This window comes from Novosphingobium aromaticivorans DSM 12444 (genome assembly GCF_000013325.1).
Lineage (GTDB): Bacteria > Pseudomonadota > Alphaproteobacteria > Sphingomonadales > Sphingomonadaceae > Novosphingobium > Novosphingobium aromaticivorans.
The window spans coordinates 1-17,586 of sequence record NC_009426.1 but is presented as its reverse complement, the minus strand read 5'-3'; the positions used below and the strand labels follow the sequence as shown (position 1 = coordinate 17,586).

General features: G+C 60.3%; 16 protein-coding genes. 7 read left to right on the top strand and 9 right to left on the bottom strand.

The window, feature by feature from the left end:
* Nucleotides 1-10 precede the first annotated feature (10 nt).
* Nucleotides 11-811, top strand: a complete 801-nt coding sequence (gene hcaB, locus SARO_RS17040) for a 3-(cis-5,6-dihydroxycyclohexa-1,3-dien-1-yl)propanoate dehydrogenase (RefSeq protein ID WP_010891010.1) — start codon at nucleotides 11-13, stop codon at nucleotides 809-811.
* A 59-nt stretch (nucleotides 812-870) separates the two neighbouring features.
* Here hcaB and SARO_RS17035 read toward each other — a convergent pair whose 3' ends face one another.
* The 8 genes from SARO_RS17035 to SARO_RS17005 form a co-directional block, all read right to left on the bottom strand.
* Entirely contained in the window at nucleotides 871-1,911 is a 1,041-nt protein-coding gene (locus SARO_RS17035) for a 2Fe-2S iron-sulfur cluster-binding protein (RefSeq protein ID WP_010891009.1), read from the bottom strand.
* Nucleotides 1,912-1,993: 82 nt separating this feature from the next.
* Nucleotides 1,994-3,097, bottom strand: coding sequence for an alkane 1-monooxygenase (locus SARO_RS17030; RefSeq protein ID WP_010891008.1), 1,104 nt, complete (start codon nucleotides 3,095-3,097; stop codon nucleotides 1,994-1,996).
* 89 nt (nucleotides 3,098-3,186) lie between these two features.
* On the bottom strand, nucleotides 3,187-5,304 hold the full coding sequence (locus SARO_RS17025) for a TonB-dependent receptor (protein WP_010891007.1): 2,118 nt from the start codon (nucleotides 5,302-5,304) through the stop codon (nucleotides 3,187-3,189).
* Between the two features lie 45 nt (nucleotides 5,305-5,349).
* Nucleotides 5,350-5,757 (bottom strand): TonB-dependent receptor plug domain-containing protein, encoded by a 408-nt coding sequence (locus tag SARO_RS21550; protein ID WP_010891006.1) that lies wholly within the window; start codon nucleotides 5,755-5,757, stop codon nucleotides 5,350-5,352.
* Nucleotides 5,758-5,807: 50 nt separating this feature from the next.
* Nucleotides 5,808-6,359, bottom strand: a complete 552-nt coding sequence (locus SARO_RS17020) for a 3-phenylpropionate/cinnamic acid dioxygenase subunit beta (protein WP_010891005.1) — start codon at nucleotides 6,357-6,359, stop codon at nucleotides 5,808-5,810.
* A gap of 14 nt (nucleotides 6,360-6,373) precedes the next feature.
* Nucleotides 6,374-7,741 carry an aromatic ring-hydroxylating dioxygenase subunit alpha gene (locus tag SARO_RS17015; RefSeq protein ID WP_010891004.1) on the bottom strand — a complete coding sequence of 456 codons (1,368 nt, stop codon included), beginning with the start codon at nucleotides 7,739-7,741 and terminating at the stop codon, nucleotides 6,374-6,376.
* Between the two features lie 25 nt (nucleotides 7,742-7,766).
* Entirely contained in the window at nucleotides 7,767-8,294 is a 528-nt protein-coding gene (locus SARO_RS17010; RefSeq protein ID WP_010891003.1) for an aromatic-ring-hydroxylating dioxygenase subunit beta, read from the bottom strand.
* The gene (locus tag SARO_RS17005) at nucleotides 8,287-9,639 is read right to left on the bottom strand and encodes an aromatic ring-hydroxylating oxygenase subunit alpha (protein WP_010891002.1); all 1,353 of its coding nucleotides are present in this window, start codon (nucleotides 9,637-9,639) and stop codon (nucleotides 8,287-8,289) included. Before SARO_RS17005 ends, SARO_RS17010 begins: the two co-directional genes overlap by 8 nt.
* 212 nt (nucleotides 9,640-9,851) lie before the next feature.
* Here SARO_RS17005 and SARO_RS17000 point away from each other — a divergent pair, with 212 nt between their 5' ends.
* Nucleotides 9,852-11,492, top strand: coding sequence for a sigma-54-dependent Fis family transcriptional regulator (locus SARO_RS17000; RefSeq protein WP_010891001.1), 1,641 nt, complete (start codon nucleotides 9,852-9,854; stop codon nucleotides 11,490-11,492).
* Nucleotides 11,493-11,605: 113 nt separating this feature from the next.
* A complete protein-coding gene (locus SARO_RS16995) occupies nucleotides 11,606-12,832 on the top strand; it encodes an NAD(P)/FAD-dependent oxidoreductase (RefSeq protein ID WP_010891000.1) in 1,227 nt (408 codons plus the stop codon).
* A 19-nt stretch (nucleotides 12,833-12,851) separates the two neighbouring features.
* Here SARO_RS16995 and SARO_RS16990 read toward each other — a convergent pair whose 3' ends face one another.
* On the bottom strand, nucleotides 12,852-13,640 hold the full coding sequence (locus SARO_RS16990; protein WP_010890999.1) for a 1,6-dihydroxycyclohexa-2,4-diene-1-carboxylate dehydrogenase: 789 nt from the start codon (nucleotides 13,638-13,640) through the stop codon (nucleotides 12,852-12,854).
* A 151-nt stretch (nucleotides 13,641-13,791) separates the two neighbouring features.
* Between SARO_RS16990 and SARO_RS16985 the strand changes: the two genes are divergently transcribed.
* From SARO_RS16985 to SARO_RS16970, 4 genes are read left to right on the top strand one after another with little or no spacing between them, the layout of a single operon-like run.
* Nucleotides 13,792-14,778: a dihydrodipicolinate synthase family protein gene (locus tag SARO_RS16985; RefSeq protein WP_010890998.1), complete on the top strand. Its 987-nt coding sequence runs from the start codon at nucleotides 13,792-13,794 to the stop codon at nucleotides 14,776-14,778.
* 42 nt (nucleotides 14,779-14,820) lie between these two features.
* On the top strand, nucleotides 14,821-15,996 hold the full coding sequence (locus SARO_RS16980; protein ID WP_010890997.1) for an aromatic ring-hydroxylating oxygenase subunit alpha: 1,176 nt from the start codon (nucleotides 14,821-14,823) through the stop codon (nucleotides 15,994-15,996).
* The gene (locus SARO_RS16975) at nucleotides 15,993-16,490 is read left to right on the top strand and encodes an aromatic-ring-hydroxylating dioxygenase subunit beta (RefSeq protein ID WP_010890996.1); all 498 of its coding nucleotides are present in this window, start codon (nucleotides 15,993-15,995) and stop codon (nucleotides 16,488-16,490) included. The genes SARO_RS16980 and SARO_RS16975 overlap by 4 nt, the downstream gene beginning before the upstream one ends.
* A 59-nt stretch (nucleotides 16,491-16,549) precedes the next feature.
* Nucleotides 16,550-17,560, top strand: a complete 1,011-nt coding sequence (locus SARO_RS16970; RefSeq protein WP_010890995.1) for an amidohydrolase family protein — start codon at nucleotides 16,550-16,552, stop codon at nucleotides 17,558-17,560.
* The last annotated feature ends 26 nt before the right edge of the window (nucleotides 17,561-17,586 follow it).

The window sequence follows — 17,586 nt, the reverse complement described above, 5'->3', positions numbered from 1 at the left end:
GAGAAACGATGTGACTGCAAGACTCGAAGGACAGGTGGCGCTGCTGACCGGCGGCGCCACCGGGATCGGCGCGGCGGTCGTCGCCCGCTATCTCGAAGAAGGTGCAAAGGTAGGCGTCCTGGTCAGGGACGCCGACCAAGCTGACATGGTGCGCATGCGGCATGGCAAAGGAATAGTCGTGGTTGAGGGCGATGTCCGCAACTATTCCGACAACCAGAACGCGGTTGCGGCGACCGTGGCTACCTTCGGCAAGCTCGACGTGTTTGTCGGCAATGTCGGCATCTGGGATTACATGACCCCGCTGGCGGACATGGATCCGGACAAGCTCTCCGAAACGTTGGACGAGATTTTTGGGGTCAACGTCAAGGGCTACTTCTTCGGTGCCCGCGCCGCAATCCCGGAACTCAGGAAGACCAAGGGCAGCATCATCTTCACGGCCTCGACCTCGAGCTTCTATACCGGCGGCGGTGGCACGCCCTATGTGGCATCGAAGCACGCGGTCCTTGGTCTGATCCGCCAGCTGGCATGGGAACTTACCCCCGATGTCAGGGTCAACGGCGTGGCTCCGGGCGGCACCCGGACACCCCTCGGCGGCACCAAGGCGGGCGGAACGGCCGATGTCCACATGGAGGACATGGAAGGCCTCGACGCGATGATTGCCGGGATGACGCCGCTCGCGCGGATCGCTGAACCGGATGATCACACAGGGCTCTATGCCTTGCTAGCCTCGCGTCGGGACTCGGCCTACATGACAGGAGCGGTTTTGCTCAGCGATGGTGGCATCGGCATTGGCAAGCGTCCCGAAGGCTGAAGCGGCTTAAATCTCTCCACCCTTGGCGGGTGCTCGCTTCGTCGAGCGCCCGTCTTTTTTTACGTGCGATTGCTGCGATCGAGAAAGCGGTCAGCCGAAATGACCGAACGTGAGATGCCGGCGGCGAGCAATTGCGCTTCGGCAAAGTCGATCATCGCCGGTGGGCCACACAGATAGGCTTCGTGCGCCGCGAGATCTGCAACGCCCGCAATCTGCTCGGTGATCAGCCCACGCGCTCCTGCCCAGTCGCTGTCTGGCTCTTCATCCGACAAGGCCGGGACAAATTCGAAAGGGGCCATCCAGCGTTGACGAAGGGCCGCAATTTTGTCGAGGGCATAGAGATTGGACTGACGGCGCGCACCGTACAGCAGGTGCACCGCCCGGTCTGCGCCCCGGTCAAGCGCCTGCTCCAGAATCGAGATTATCGGCGCTAGACCACTACCCCCTGCGATGCAAAGAATGGGGGCAGTGCTGTCCTTGAGGGCGAATTGCCCATAGGGGGCGGTAACCTTCAGCTCCATTCCGGTGCGATCGGTGCAGAACAGCCAGTCGGTAAATGCGCCGCCCGGAACGTGCCGGATGTGAAAATGCAGTTGCTGGGTGGGTTCGCCAACCGTCGCGAACGCGAATGAATAACTGCGTGCACCTTCGATGCCGGGAGCGGTCAGATCAGCGTATTGTCCGGGAGTGAAGGCCAGTGGCCGATCCAGTTCGATGGTCAGCCCGATTATATCCTCGCACAGCCGTTGTGCAGCGACGATGGTGCCGCGATATGTAGCAATGGCGATCCCTTGCGAGAGTGGCGCATCAACCGCGATTGTCAGATCCGAGCGCGGAATGGCCTGGCAGGCGAGGCGAAAGCCGCTGCGCAGTTCGTCGCCCTCAAGTGCAAGGGCCGACGGGCTCAATTCGCCGATCTTGCCAGACACGAGCTTGAACTTGCAGGTACCGCACGAGCCAACCTTGCAATCGTGCGGCATGGCCAAACCCGCGTCCAGCATCGCTTCAAGAAGTGTCTTGCCCGCCGGTATGTCAAGCGTGGTCGGCGATCCTTCCACGGTTACGGTGTTCATCTTGGATTTGCGCAGGAAAGAAAACATTGTCGGGTTTGTCCGAAATGGGCGGGCGGAATCCGCAGTTGCGGATTGTCGCCCGAATGAGGGTGGACGATTGGCCTGGCGTTCAAGTGCTGGCCAGCCAGCGCGGCCAACCAGCCTGTGCGTTGGCCTGATCCGCCAGCTTGCGTTCGCCGGGGGTGGCGAAACGTTCGTCCCAGTCCTTGAGGCGCGGTTGCGCGATGAAGCGGAACCAGACCGGCGGGATCAGTCCGGCGGCGAAGCACAGGAACAGTGAGGGCATCTGCGGCGCTTGCGGTTCGGGCTTCAGCGCATAGAAGGGGATATGCCCGTCAAGGTGATGGTTGATGTGGTTGGTGATTTCCGCACCGATCGGCCGGACGATCGCGCCAAGGTGGTTCCAGGCGTGATGGAGCTCGATCGGCGCCCCTTCGACCCGGATCAGGCCATAGTGCTGGAAGTAGTTGAACCCCTCCACGAACATCTTGGCCATTACCATCGCGGCGACAGCGGTCAGCGTCGCGCCAAGGCCTGCCGTCAAGCCCACAAAGACGATGATACTGCCCGATAAGAGCGGCATTAGCCACACCGGATTGCGCCATCCCAGCGAAGCATGGCCCAGCTTGCGGAGGATTTCGGCCGACTTTTCCCAAGTATCCTTGTAGGAACCCCAAGTCGCCTGGAACACGAAGCTGTAGATGGTCTGCCCGCGCCGAGGGGTATCGCTATCCTTGGCCGTATCGAGATGGACGTGGTGGGTGACGATATGGGCGATATCGCGATTGGGGTCGCCGTAGAAAGCGCTCAGACACTTGGCGACATAGCGTGGAAACCAGTGGCGGCGGTGCATCAGCTCGTGCGCTACCGGCAGGGTCGGCACCGCCGAGAGCCAGCCCAGGCTGAGCAGCGATCCGGCCAGTTGCCAGCTTGAATTGTCGGCGCCGGTGATCGGGTTGATCGCGGTCGCAACCGATCGGGCAAAGGCCCAGACCAGCAGAATCATGCACGGGAGCTGGAGGTACATGGCGAAATCGCCAAGCAGTGCCGTGCCCTGCGCGCGCATCTTGTGGTCCGCCGGCAGCAGGATATCCAGCGTCATCAATACCGGAAAGGTCGCCGCGCCCAGCCAGACGTAGCTACCGCCGAGCATGAATCCGATAACGCCCGCCAAGGTCATGACTGGGATGAGAAAATAGCGTAGGCCGTCCATCGGATTTCTCCCGAGTTATTTTGCTCTGGCCTTGACCGTCGAGGCAAGGGTGAGGGCGGCGGCGGTGCGCCGCCCTCGGGTATAGGGTCTTAGTATTTGTAGGCGAGCTTCAGGAACCATTCGCGCGGACGCGAGAAGCTTGCGGTGGCGGCGCCGCCGATGTCGAGATCGACGTACCCGCCTTGGATGTATCGTTTATCGGTCAAGTTGGTGACGCCGCCAGTCACGGTGAAGTGTTCGCTTTTGTCAGTGAATGACGCGCTCGCACCGAACACGCTATATGCTGGCTGAAACAATTGCGGGCTATTTACCGCATCCTTGAAGGTGCCGCTTTGATAGGACCAGTCACCACGAAGCGTCAGTTTGCCGGCTTGCCCTTCATAGACATCCGCATTGATAGCTGCCGAAGCTGTCCACTTGGGTACGAAAGCAAATTTCGAATCCTTGGTGACGGGGGCGGCTGATAAGTCGATGTTGGTGTAATAGGCATCCAGATAACCTACACCAAAGGTCAACTGAACCTGATCGATTGGAGCCGCTTCGCCCTCGACCTCAAATCCCTTGATCCGGCCGGTGCCCGCATTTCGTACCTTCGGTGCGATTCCCTCATTAACAACGATCTGCATATCGCTGTAGTCGGACAGGAACGCCGCGATGTTGAGGCGCAGTCGTCGGTTGAAGAATTCGTTTTTGAGGCCAATTTCGTAGGATTCGACGAACTCCGGCGTGAATGACGGTGTCGTAATCTCTGCGGGAAAGATGCGCTGGCTGAACCCGCCGTTCTTGAAGCCTTTCGAGTAGGATGCATAGATCAAGGTGTCGTCAGTGATCTTGTAGTCCGCCGAAATCGCTGGTGTCCATTCCTTCGCCTTGGCCTGGACTTGCACAGCTGGCATCGTGTGGTTGCCTCCCGGGTTCGTTGCCGAAGGCGTGCATCCGCCTGGAAGCGGGAAACCGGCGAAGGCTTCGAAGCCGGGGACGCCTGGTGGGATCACGCCCGGCACGGCCTGCCCGACGAGGCACTGGCTGAAGGCAATGAAAGCGCCATTGGGATAAAGTGAGGCCAGCACTGGATCGAACCGCGACCTATCATTGTAAATGACCTGTAGCGACGGATCGAACCGCTTGGTTTCGTTGGTGTAACGAATGCCCGGCGTGATCGAGAACCGGTCGGTTACCTTGAAGGTGGCCTGCAGGTATGACGCATAGCTATCGTTGTCGATTTTGCCACCGGAGAAGAATTGGGCGAACCCGAATTCCAACGGTTCCTTATCCTGGCCTTTTTCCTTTAGATAGTATCCGCCCAGAACAAACTTCAGTCGATCATCCAGAACACTACCGGTTAGCTGGAGCTCTTGTGATGCCTGCCACAGATCGATATTGTTGGTGAGCTGCAATATGTTGTGCGGAGTGCCGTCGAAATCATATTCGAACCTCGATTTCTGATCACGATAGGAACTGATCGACTTCAGGCTGATATCACCGAAGTCATAGTCGAGCGTCAGGTTAACTCCCCATAGATCGAAATCCGAGCGGTTGTTGCCGCCGGCCCAAGTCGTATCAGGATCCCCGGTAATCCAGCGCGTGCTGGCGCAATTAGGGTTGCTGGTCGGGGCCAGCGTTCCAGGAATCGGACCGGTGGGCCCAAACCCGCCCCAAGCCGCGCCGCAGGCGCCCGTAGCGGCCCCGACCGCGGAGATCTTGTTCCAAAAATACATCGAGCTCGGCGCGGCGATCAGACGATTGGTGCCCCCAGGGGGGGCGCTGTTGGGAATCTCCACAAAACGCAACGGAACCGGCTGGTCTCGCAGTTCGATGAGTGAGATTGCTGTCTGCTCTTCACGACGGATATTGATATCGCCGCTGAGGTTGACCGTCAGCTTGTCGGTCGGCTCCCACTTGAACGCCAGCCGGGCGCCAAAGCTATCCTTGTTGCCTTGGCGACCGCCATCGAACAGGCGTCTCTGAAAACCGTCGCGGGTTTCGTAGGATGCAACCGCGCGCATCGCGAGATTGTCACTCAGCGGCACGTTGATCATGCCCTTGAAATCTGCGCGATTGTAGCGTCCGGTAACGGCTTCGAGCTTTAGGTCGAAATCTTTCTGTGGCTGCATCGAGTTAACAACAATGGCGCCACCAATCGTGTTCTTGCCAAACAGGGTTCCTTGTGGCCCGCGCAAAATCTGAACGTCGGAAATGTCGGCCATATCAAGCAGCGCGCCAACGGAGCGAGCGACGTAGACGCCATCGACTTAAACCCCGACACCTGGATCGACCGTGATGTTGAAGTCGGTCTGCCCAACGCCACGGATGAACGCTGTCAGCGAAGCACTTGATCCGGAAATATTCGCGACCGGCTGGATGTTCACATTAGGAGCAAATTTAGCGACCTGTGCGACATTGTTAATCTGCCGTGCTTCGAGCATTCCTGCGTTCATTGCCGTGATTGCAACGGGAGTTTCCTGCAGATTCTCGGCTCGCTTGCGAGCGGTCACGATGATTTCTTCAAGGCCACCCGATGCCGGGGCGTCGGCCTGAGGTTCGCTTGCCGCAGCATCCTGGGCATGCGCCGTCATCGGTGCAAGGCAAGTCAGCCCAATGATGGCTGAAGTGCTGGCGCGCAGGAAGACCTTCCTGAAATTCATCAATTGCTTTGTCACTTGGCATTCTCCCTCTTGTTGATGTATTTTTATTTATAAGCGTGGATAGACTAAACGTAGATGTTGAGGTTCTTGCTCAACATCACATTGTGCTTGAGGATCGCTCGGCGTTTGACCAGTTGAAAGCTGTTGCCGACCTGGCGCCAGATATCGATACGGTTGCCGATCAGCGAATCCTCGTCGCGTTCGTTGCGATTGCGATAGGCATAGAAGTTCGAATAGACCCGGAACTCGTCGGTGTTTTCGGTAAGCTCCACCTCGACGTTGGTGATGATATGGGTGTAGCGCGTCGCCGGATCCTCCGACCAGGCCGTTCCGGTCTCGAGCCGCGAAAGCCGCTTGAGGATTTCGGGCTTGCTGTCGTTGTAATAGGCCATCCGGGTCAGGTCGGTCACCTGCTCGGTCTTGTCGCGGCGATAGCGGGTTTCGATCCCCGGCATGTGGTAATGCAGGTCTTCCGCCAGCATGCTGGTCCAGGCCTTGTAGTGTTCATCGTCGAGCAGCCGTGCTTCGCGATACAGCGTCTGGGTCAGCGCGTGGGTCAGTTCGAGCGATGCGGTAGTCCCTTCGCGCGTGCGCTCGATCGTTGCGGTGTCGGTCATAGCTGTAGTTCCTCTCAGAGCGCGAACAGGCCGGGAAGGTCGCGGGTTTCGGCCACATTGCCCAGCTGCGGTTCGGGCCGTGCCGGCATCTTGCCGAATTCGTCATGGGTCATCATGTCGAGCCAGCGCTGGTAGAAGCCGCGCTGGTTGGCGTCGTTGTACTGGCCGCGATAGACGATGCCCGGCAGGGTATCATGTTCGATCTGGCGGCCGATCCCGCAGCGATAGTGCAGGCGCTCGTGCCGGGTGACGACGCCGCGGTTGACGGTGGTGCAGTTCTCCCAGTTTTCCCCGTCATCCATCTCGAAGGTGCCACCGGGGCCGAAGGTCTGCATCACGCCCTTGGTCACTTCCTCCTTGATGTCGTCGGGCATGTTCTTGTTGACGATCACCCAGGTCTTCAATTCGAACTGCATCGGCCCCTTGGGTTGCCACTGGCGGAAGGTGGAAATGCCCGGCAGGAACGAGACGTTGGGGAAGATCGATGCCGAGGCGACCGAACCGAAGATCTTCGAGCGCATCTCGCCCAGGCGTTCCGCCATCTTCGGGCGGATCTTGTTGTAATAGTCCATCACCTTGGGGCGCCCGAGCAGGAAGAGGTCGCCCACGCCTTCGGTGCCGAATTCCCAGCCGTGGCCGTTCACGCTGGCGTGATAGGAATTATCCATGTCGATCGGCGGGAACGGCTGGCCGTTGTTCATCGACCGAGTGCCCGAATCATGCGTCCAGCCGGCGTGGTAAGCGTCGCCGATGAAGTTCTCGACCCCGAACTTCCAGTTCGCGCTGATCACCGACTTGATGCAGCCGCCAATGAATTCGGTGCCGCCTTCCTCGTTGTCGAGGATCATGTCGAGATACCACCGGAAATCGCCTAGCCAGGCTTCCAGGCTCGGCGCATCGCTGTTGAAGGTGGCGAACACCAGGCCCTTGTAGTTGCCGACCTTGGCGACGTTCTTGAGGCCATGGTTCTTGAAGTCGATATCGCCCGCGTCGTAGCAATATTCCTCGTGCATGCCCTTGAGGTCGCCGGCGGTGTCAAACGCCCAGCCGTGGTAATTGCAGACGAACCGACGGGTGTTCCCGGCATCGGCGAAGCACACCTTATTGCCGCGGTGCGGGCAGGAATTGAGCATGACCCGGATCGATCCGTCGGGCTGGCGGGCGACGATCACCGCATCTTCGCCCATGTGGGTCGTCAGGAAGTCTCCGGAACTGGGGATCTGGCTTTCGTGGGCAACGAACAGCCACGACCGCGCGAAAATGCGGTACAGCTCCTCCTCGTAGATGTCGGCATCCGAAAAGATCCGGCGGTCAAGCCAGCCTTCCTTGAGGTCCATGTAGCGTGAATAATCCGGTTCGCGACCGATACGTTCGAAGCGCATGATTGTTCTCTCCCGTCAGGATTGTTCAGAAAAAGGCGTTGAGGTTGCTGTCCGGCAGCACGGAATGGTCCAGCACGATCTCGCGCGCGGTGAGCAGCCACGCGCCGCCTTCGCTGCGCCAGAGGTCGGTGCGTCCGGCGGTGAGCAGGCGGGTAGTGCCGTCGATCCGGTTCCGGTGCATCACCAGCACAGAATGGACCCGCACCTCGTTATCGGCCTGGGTGGCCAGAACCTCCACGTTGGAGACAGCGCGGCGGATGTAGTTGGGAGGATCCTCGGCCCAGACGAAGCCGGATTTCAGGCGATCCACCCGCATTTTGAGCCGACCCAGATCCTCGTTGAAGATTACCCCTGGGCCAAGTGGTAAAGGCGGCGAACGGTCAGCGCGGAACCTTCGGCTCTTCAGTTCAAGGCGATAGCTGACGTCTTTGCCGAGCATGGCCAGCCAGCCTTCGAAATCTTCGTTGTCGAGCAGCCGGGCTTCGCGGTGGAGTGCCTGGGTGACAGCAACGATCACCTCCACCGGTGGAGGGGCAAGCGGCCGGTCAAGCATGCTCGGCTTCCTGTTCGGTCAACGAGTTGATGTTGTACGTGGGCACTTCGGCCCAAGTTTCCGCCATCATGTGCTCTTGCCAGCGGCGGTAGAAATAGCGCTGGTTGTGTTCGCTTACCAAGCCGGCGGCGATATCGCCGGGGAAGCCCTCGCGCTTGCCCGAGCGGCCCAGCGCCATGTTGGTGTAGACATCCATCTGCGCCGTGCGCCAGCCGCGCGACTGTTCGGTGCAGGCGGTCAGATTGTCGCCATCGTCGTTGTCGAACAGGCCTGCCAGGCCGAAGGTCAGGCACTGGTTTTCGAGGATCTGCGCTTTCACCGCCTCGGGCATGTCGTTTTCGGCCATGGCCCAGGTCCACTGCTCGATCTGGCCGGGACCCTTGGGATGATAGACCCGGAACCAGTTGAGCCCGGGCAGCAGCTGCAGGTTGGGGAAAATGGTGATGTTGACCTGCGCACCCCACACCTGCCTGCCGCGCACTTCGCCCAGACGGTCGATCACCGTCTGGCGGTTGGCCTCCAGGTATTCGAGGATCGGCTTGGGATCGGGATAGAAGGCATAGCCGGAAACGCCGTCGAGCGCGCTCAGGACCATGTGCCCGTTCATGCCGGCGACCGACAGCCCGCCATCGAGATCGACCCCGGAATTGCCGACGCTGAGCCCGGTGAGGTCCATCGACTGGACCGCCGCCATAGCGCCGGCATGGGCCCAGCCCAGGTGATAGCCATCGCCGCAGACGTTCTCGACTGGCAGCTTCCAGTTGGTGCCCAGCACCATCTTCTGCGTCTCGCCGAGCAGTGCCGATCCGCCTGGCATGGCATCCAGCCAGACATCGAGGAAAAACTTGGCATCGCCCAGATAGTCATCGAGGCTGGGCGAATTGGCATCCCAGCAGCCGAACACCAGGCCCTTATACTCGGCCACTTTCGTCACCGGGATCAGGCCGAACTTGGTGCGGTCGAGTTCGCCGAAATAGGCCTCGTTTTCCAGCGGCACCCCGGAGAGCGCGCCGTCCGGGGAAAAAGACCAGCCGTGATAGTTGCAGGTGAAAGCGCGCGCATTGCCGCGATCGGCGCGGCAGATCCGGTTGCCGCGATGGGTACAGCTGTTGAGGAACGCCTTGATCGACCCGTCCTTCTGGCGGATCACGATCACATCGTCTTCGCCCATGAAGGTGCGGAAATAGTCGCCCGGCTTCGGAATCTGGCTGGTGTGGACCAGAAACAGCCAGCAGCGCCCGAAGATCCGCTCAAGTTCCTGCCGATAAATGTCTTCGCTCGCGTAGATCGAGCGCGATTGGCGCCCGGTGCGGGAATCAACCAGATCGGCAATGCTGTCGTTCATTTGATCCTCTCCCGCACAGTATGGCTAAAGTCGGCATCGATTTTTCGTGTCGCGAAAGTTCTAAGCACGAGTCGTGCCAATATCGGTTTCTTACCGGTTTACAGCAGTCCGGGTTGGTCAATCCCACTGCGAGGCAGCTTGCAGATCGACGTAAATGTAAATGTCGAGGCTTGAGTCTGGCCCGAAAGTTACGAATCTGATAGCCTGACCGGATGAAGACACTTCCAGGCTACGCCGACATTGCCAGCAAGCTGCAGTTCTCACCGGAAATGGGCCGGATCTGGCACGATGGTGAACGCTGCGTACTGCTCAGCCAAGCGGCTCTGGCCAGCTGGCGCAGCCGCCTAGTTGCCGAATTGGGGCACGAAGCGGCCAGCCGGTTCTTCTGGGGTGTCGGTTTTGCCGAAGGCGCACGGTGCGCGATCGGCGCGAAAAAATTACGCCCGGATGGTGATTATCTTGAAGCATTCGCGGTCGGACCGCAGGCGCACGCCTTGACCGGGTTTGGCTGGACCCAGATCGAAATCCTGGAAAATGATTCCTCGCGAGGGCATTTCGAAGGCCGGTTCAGGGTCCACGATTCGATCGAGGCGGCGATCCATCTCAGCGCGACCGGGTACAGCACTGACCCGGTGTGCTGGATGCAGACTGGCTTTGCCAGCGGCTTTGCCACAACCTTCGCGGGACAACCGATCATCATGCGCGAAGTGGAATGTGCGGGGCGAGGCGATGCCGCCTGCGTACTTCACGCCAAACCAAAACCCGAATGGGATCAGTTGGACAACCTCGAATTGGCCGCGACGCCGCTGGTCCTGCCCGAAACGCGGCATGATGGGGGCCAAACGGTGATTGGGATCTCGGCAGGGTTCCTCTCAGCCAAGACCATGATCGAACGCACCGCGTCGAGCAATGCGACGCTGCTGTTAATGGGCGAGACCGGGGTCGGCAAGGAAGTGCTGGCCAAGCTCGCTCATCGGCTGAGCATGCGCGAGGCGGAGCCGTTCATCGCGCTCAACTGCGCGGCGATCCCCGAGGGGTTGATCGAATCGGAGCTGTTCGGCGTGGCCAAGGGGGCCTATACTGGCGCGGTTGCCGCCCGGCCCGGTCGGTTCGAGCTGGCCAATGGCGGCACGCTGTTCCTGGACGAGATTTCGACACTGTCGCCACTTGCACAATCGAAGATTCTGCGCGCTGTCCAGGAAGGTGAGTTCGAGCGGGTCGGCGATACGCGGACGATCAAGGTGGATGTCCGATTGATCGCAGCATCCAATGTGGAACTTAACGAGGCGGTGCGGGAAGGCACGTTTCGTGCCGACTTGTTCTACCGGATATCGACTTTGCCGGTCCGGGTGCCGCCGCTGCGCCAGCGCCGCGAGGACATTCCGGTGCTGCTGGAACACTTCCGTCTGCATTATGCCATGCGCCATGGCCGAACGGTATCGGGCTTCACCCCGCGGGCGATCAACGCGCTGCTGGTGTACGATTTCCCCGGTAATGTGCGCGAACTCGAGCGAATGGTGGAACGTGCCGTGCTGCTGGCGGACGACGGGCGAGCGATCGACGTCAGGCACCTGTTCCTCGAAACCGACGGTCTCGAATTGAAGCCGACGATGGGCATGACCAACGATGGCAGGATCAGCGCCGTTGACAATGTCGGCGATCGCGCCGGCTTGGTGCGCCAGATGCTGGATCTGATCGTCGATGGGGGCGGAAGCCTGCTGGAGATGGAAGGGCTGGTGATCCGCGAGGCCCTTGATGCGAGTGGGGGCAACGTTGCGCGCGCGGCGCGCACCTTAGGCTTTACCCGTCGGCAGCTCGCCTTGCGTCTTGAAAAGTTGGAAATCCAGGAATAAACCTAGCGCGGGCAAAATCTCGCAACGCATTGCATATTATGCAAAGGCAGTCTATGGGAAGGGGCGCCTTCTGGCAATAAGCCCCGGAAAGCACGCAAAGTTGGGAGAATTGCATGAAATCGATAGCCGTGGTCGGAGCAAATCTTGCGGGTGGCCGCGCGGTGGAGTCCTTGCGCCAGGCTGGCTTCGATGGCCGGATCACCCTTATCGGCGAAGAACCGTGGCGGCCCTACGAGCGCCCGCCCCTGTCCAAGGAGGTGTTGTGGGATCCGGCCAATGTACCGGACAATTTCTTCCTTCATGACGAGGCCTGGTACGCCGCCAACCGCATCGAAATGCGGCTTGGCACGCGTGCCGAAGCGCTCGACCTGGCGGCGAGCGCTGTGCGCCTGACGGGCGGAGACCTGGTCCAAGCCGACCGCATCCTGCTGACCACCGGTGGTTCCGCCCGCAAGCTCAACATGGAGGGTGCCGACGCCGCCAACGTGCATTACCTGCGCACCCGGGACGATGCCACCCGGATGGCGACGGACCTCAGGGACGGCGCCCGGATCGTCATCATCGGCATGGGTGTGATCGGGGCTGAAGTCGCGGCCAGCGCGGTCAAGCTGGGGTGCCGAGTGACCGCGATCGAACCGCTTGCCGCGCCTATGATTCGCGCGCTCGGGCCGCAGTTCGGGCAATGGCTGGGCGAGGAACATCGCCAGCGCGGCGTCGACACCCGCTTCGGACGCGGCGTGAACGCGATGAAGGTGCTTGACGGGCGGGTGACGCAGGTCGAACTCGATGACGGATCACTGGTGGATTGCGATGCCGTGGTAGTCGGGGTCGGGATAGTGCCAGAAATCAGCCTAGCCCGGGACGCAGGCATCGTCACCAATAACGGCATTATCGTCGATAGGCAGTGCCGCACCAGCAATGAGAATGTCTTTGCCGCCGGCGACGTCGCCGAACAGGACAGCTTCTTCGGCGGTCATATCCGCCAGGAAACCTACCAGAACGCTGCCGACCAGGCCCAGGCCGCAGCGCTCGCGATGCTCGGGCAGGACGTCGATTACTGCAAGCCGGTTTGGTACTGGAGCGATCAGTTCGATCTCAACATCCAGTTCTGCGGCCATATCCCGGTGCAAGCCGAGGTAACCCTGCGCGGAGACATGGCAAGCAACCAGTTTACCGCATTCTTCCGGTCAGGCGAGACGATCGAGGGCATCCTGACTGTCAACCGCGCCCCGGACATGGGCATCGGCAAACGGCTGATCGAGCGCCGGGCCAGAGCCCAGGCGGCGCAGCTGGCCGATGCCGATGTGTCGCTCCGCGAAATCCTCAAGCAGGCTGGTTAGGCTCGCAAGGCGGGCGGGATCAGCCGATCCCGCCACCTGCGACGTAGAGCGTCTGGCCGGTGATGTAGGACGCCTCGTCAGCGGCGAGAAAGCAGATTGCGGCGGCCAGTTCCTCGGGCTCGCCGAAGCGGCCCAGCGGGGTATCGCGCAAGGTCTGCTCCATCACTTCGCCAAAGCCTTTGCGGTCCGCGTCGGAATGCGGAGCGGTGTTGCGCGGGGTGACACGGGTCACGTTGACCCCGCCGGGAGCCACGCAATTTACCCTGATGCCACAATCCTCCAATTCCAGAGACAACGCAGCGGTCAGCGCCGCCACGCCGCCTTTCGCAGCCGCGTAGGGCACGCGATTGACCCCGCGCGTTGCCACCGAGCCGATGTTGACAATCGCGCCGCGACCTGCCGCGCGCATGTGGGGCAGCACTGCATGGCAGCACCACAGCGTCGGCCACAGCGAGCGATTAATCTCGGCGACGATTTCTTCGGTGGTGTATTCCCAATAGGGCTTGGCCCAGATCGTGCCACCTACATTATGGACGGCCACGTCGATCCGCCCGAATTTATCGCTTACAGCGTTATACAGGGCAGCGGCTCCAGTCTGTTGCTCAAGGTCGTGGATGGCGGGGTGCGCGTCGACAGATTCGGCCATAAGTCGCGCAACCGCATCCAGTGTCGCCTGTTCTGCACGATCGGCAACCACGACTGTGGCCCCTTCTCGCCCTAGGCGCTGGGCGGTAGCAAAGCCGATCCCCTGGGCTGCTCCTGTGACAACTGCGATCTTGTCTGCAAATCTGCCGTTCGCGTCTGTCATCCCTGATTTCTCCCAACCCACACCGCATCCGGCCGGACGCGTGCAATCCTAGTGGCATCCGGCCTCATAAAACCGCATTCAACCCTTGCCAAGTCAATAGGCAATGCGTTACACATTGGCTAATGATTGAAGAGTCTTTGGGAGATGTTTCGTGGCGCGTGAACTGCTGACTGCTGCTGATGTGAAGGGTGCTTGGGCGATCGTGCCGACTCCAGCCAAGGAAGGTGCCTCCGACTGGCGCGCCGCTGATACTGTTAATGTCGAAGAAGCAGCCCGCATGATCGACGGCCTGATCGAGGCCGGGGTCGATGGCATTCTCAGTATGGGGACGCTGGGCGAGGCCGCAACCATGACACTTGACGAAAAGCTCGTCTTTATGAAGACTATCGTCGATACCGCCGCGGGCCGGGTGCCGGTGTTTGTCGGGACAACCTGCATCAACACCCGCGACACCATTGCGCTAACCCGCAAGGCAGTCGATATCGGCGCGACCGGGACGATGTTGGGCGTACCGATGTGGTGCGCCCCCAGTGTCGACGTCGCGGTACAGTTCTATCGCGACGTTGCCGAGGCGGTGCCCGACATCAACATCGCGATCTATGCCAACCCCGAAGCCTTCAAGTTCGATTTCCCGCGCACGTTCTGGGGCCAGGTCGCCGAAATTCCGCAGGTTGTCACCGCCAAGTACATCGGCGTCGGCACCCTGCTGCCCGATCTCGCGGCGATCAAGGGGCGGATCAAGCTGCTGCCGATCGATTTCGATTACTACGGCGCGGCGCGGATGGACGATTCGATCGACGCCTTCTGGACCAGCGGCGCGGTCTGCCACCCGCTGGTCAGCACGACCCTGCGCGATGTGGTCGCCGCAGCGCGCGCGAGCGGCGACTGGAGCGCTGCCAAGGCTTTCATGGGCCGGCTCGCGCCGACTGCGGCGACGCTTTTCCCGAACGGCAGCTTCAAGGAATTCTCGACCTACAACATCCCCCTGGAAAAGGCGCGGATGACCGCCGGCGGCTGGATGAATGCCGGGCCTTGCCGTCCGCCCTATCACCTGTGTCCCGAAAACTATCTCGAAGGCGCGCGCAATTCAGGCAGGATGTGGGCTGAACTGGGCAAGGCGCTCGAGGCAGAGCGTTGAAATGAGCTGAATTGCCGCAATCAAACCCGTGGGAAAACGAGGATGGCTGAAACAACACTGACCTGGCCCAAGAACTATAATGAAGTTCCCAAGGCGGCCTTTACGCGGGCGGATCTCTACGCTGACGAGATCAAGCGGATTTTTCACGGCCCGGAATGGCACCCGATCGCGCATGAGAGCGAATTGCCCAATCCCGGTGATTTCAAGACGATGCGGATGGCCGGAATCCCGCTTTTGATCTCACGCGACGAGGCAGGCGTGGTGCGGGTGTTTTACAACGCCTGCTCGCACCGCAGCAATCAGCTCGAAACCGCGGTAATGGGCAACAAAACCGAGTTTGAGTGCCCCTATCACCGCTGGCTGTTCAACGCCAAGGGCGACCTGGTCGGCTGCCCCAACCCGCGCGAATTCCTGCCCGGCTTCGACAAGGCCGATTACCCCTTGGGGCAGCCGCGTTTCGAGCTCTTCTATGGCCTGATCTTCGTCACGTTTTCGGCCGAGACTGAGCCACTTGACGAGTTCCTCGGTGAAGCCGGTGAAACCCTGCGCGAACTGATGGCCGGCGACGGACGGCTGAAGCTGCTCGGCTATCAGAAGGTTCGCTACGACAGCAACTGGAAGGGCTACAACGACAACGACGGCTATCATGCCCCGTTGCTGCACGCGGCGTTCAAGATGCTCAACTGGCAGGGCGGCAAAGGGCGGCAATACACCTGCACTAAGCGTGGGCACGTGTGCTTCGAATCGGCGCTCTCGGTGGCCAGTGGCCCCAGTGTTCTCAAGGACAAGGAACTGATCGCGTTCAAGGGGCAGGACCCTTCGGTGGGGTCGCGGATCGTCCAGCTGTTCCCCACCTTCGTCTCGACTAAGCACCTCGATGTCATCAATCTGCGCTTCGCCACCCCGGTCGATGCAGAGACTACAGAAGTTCACTATGCCTATTTCGCCCACCAGGACGACGATGCGGACATGGTTCGCCACCGCTTGCGGCAAAGTTCTAACCTGCTGGGGCCTTGCGGGCTGATCAGCATGGAAGACGCCTCGATCTTCCACCGGATCCACATCGGCAGTCACACGCCAGGCCACGCTATCTTCCAGAAAGGCGTGCGCGATCCGGGCAAGCTGGAATCGGAGTTTCTGCAGAACGATGAAAGCGGCAATCTGCCCCGCTGGGAATATTACCGCTCGGCGATGGGTTTCGAGAGGGCAGAAGCATGACGGCCACCATTCCCGAGTTGGAAACAGCGATCGACCGATTGCTGCTGGCCGATGCCAACGCGCTTGACAGCAAGGACATGCCGGGCTGGCTCGAAAACTATGCCGAGGAAGACCAAGCATCCTATTATTGCCGCGCGGCTGAAAATACCGAGCACAACCTCGAGCTCGGATTCATGTTCGACGATTGCCGGGCACGGCTCGAAGATCGCGTCACCTATGTGAACGAGATCTGGGCCGGCACCTTTCAGGACTACCGCACCCGTCATTTCGTCCAGCGCGTCAGCCATCGCCAGGTCGATGCCCGAACGGTGGAAGTGGTTTCGAATTTCTCGGTGTTCATGACGCCGATGGATGTCGGCGTCACCCAAGTCCTAGCCGCCGGCCGCTATCTCGATACAATGCGACTGTCAGACGATGGTGGCGCCAAGTTGCTGTCCCGCCGCGCCGAACTCGATACTTCGGTTCTGCCGCGTTATCTGGTCTACCCGATCTGAGCTTCGCATGTCGGGCTTCGGATTCGACCGTGCGCTGGAGCCAAAAAAGGTAAGAAGACATGATAATCGACGCGCACGCACACCTGGTAGCTCCGTCATCGTTATACGCACACAGAAGCAATCTGATTGTTTCCGGGGGGCAGTACGGAAAGAACTATAGAGCGAAAGTAAGCGACGGCGATTTGCAGGAAAGCGCCGAACAGAACGTCAAGATCATGGATGCCGTGGGTACCGACGTCCAGCTGCTGTCGCCTCGGCCTTTCCTCACTCTGAACGGCACCGCCCGGTGGGAAGATATCGTCGATTGGACTTGCGACACCAACGACATGATCGCCCGCACCGTGAAAATGTTTCCCAATCGTTTTCGGGGGGTGGGAGCCCTGCCCCAACAGGCGGGCCGACCCGTCGAATCCCTGTTTGACGAAATCGAGCGGGTTGTTGATGACTTGGGCTTCGTCGGGATTTTGCTCAACCCTGATCCGAGCGAAGGCATGAACGGATCGCCCCCGCTGGGCGATCCCTATTGGTATCCGCTCTACCGGCGTCTGTGCGAACTGGATCTCCCGGCCCACATCCATTCCGGGCAATGTTGCAACGGTCGGGAATCCTACGATGAGCACTTCATCGCCGAGGAGGGGCTTGCGATTACCTCGGTCTACCGGGCTAACGTGTTTGATCGCTTCCCCGATCTGAAACTCATGATCAGCCATGGTGGCGGCCCGATCCCCTACCAGATCGGACGCTGGCGTTCGCATCGCGAGATGGCACGGGCGCAGGGACGGATTGCTGCGGATGCCCCGTCGTTTGACGAAATTCTACGAAAATTCTGGTTCGACACCGTCTTGCACAATCCCGATTCGCTCGATCTGTTGGTGAAAACAGTGGGATATGACCGTTGCTGTTTCGGCACCGAAAGGCCTGGCTCGGGCGACGGAATCGACCCTCTCACCAGGCGGCACTACGACGATCTCAAGCCGGTGATCGAAGGTCTCACTTCACTCGACGACGAAGCGCGGGCATGCATTTTTGAACACAATGCCCGGAAGCTGTTCACACGTCTCGATGTTTAATCCCGGGCGAACCGGCGCGGACCGGT

Bases quoted from the DNA above. Each gene is read 5' to 3' on its own strand.
- SARO_RS16980 (WP_010890997.1), top strand. From the start codon at position 14,821: ATGGCTGAAACAACACTGACCTGGCCCAAGAACTATAATGAAGTTCCC.
- SARO_RS17005 (WP_010891002.1), bottom strand. From the start codon at position 9,639: ATGAACGACAGCATTGCCGATCTGGTTGATTCCCGCACCGGGCGCCAA.
- SARO_RS17000 (WP_010891001.1), top strand. From the start codon at position 9,852: ATGAAGACACTTCCAGGCTACGCCGACATTGCCAGCAAGCTGCAGTTC.
- SARO_RS17020 (WP_010891005.1), bottom strand. From the start codon at position 6,359: ATGACCGACACCGCAACGATCGAGCGCACGCGCGAAGGGACTACCGCA.
- SARO_RS17035 (WP_010891009.1), bottom strand. From the start codon at position 1,911: ATGTTTTCTTTCCTGCGCAAATCCAAGATGAACACCGTAACCGTGGAA.
- SARO_RS17010 (WP_010891003.1), bottom strand. From the start codon at position 8,294: ATGCTTGACCGGCCGCTTGCCCCTCCACCGGTGGAGGTGATCGTTGCT.
- SARO_RS17015 (WP_010891004.1), bottom strand. From the start codon at position 7,741: ATGCGCTTCGAACGTATCGGTCGCGAACCGGATTATTCACGCTACATG.
- SARO_RS16990 (WP_010890999.1), bottom strand. From the start codon at position 13,640: ATGACAGACGCGAACGGCAGATTTGCAGACAAGATCGCAGTTGTCACA.
- SARO_RS17025 (WP_010891007.1), bottom strand. From the start codon at position 5,304: ATGGCCGACATTTCCGACGTTCAGATTTTGCGCGGGCCACAAGGAACC.
- SARO_RS16995 (WP_010891000.1), top strand. From the start codon at position 11,606: ATGAAATCGATAGCCGTGGTCGGAGCAAATCTTGCGGGTGGCCGCGCG.
- SARO_RS17030 (WP_010891008.1), bottom strand. From the start codon at position 3,097: ATGGACGGCCTACGCTATTTTCTCATCCCAGTCATGACCTTGGCGGGC.
- SARO_RS16970 (WP_010890995.1), top strand. From the start codon at position 16,550: ATGATAATCGACGCGCACGCACACCTGGTAGCTCCGTCATCGTTATAC.
- SARO_RS16975 (WP_010890996.1), top strand. From the start codon at position 15,993: ATGACGGCCACCATTCCCGAGTTGGAAACAGCGATCGACCGATTGCTG.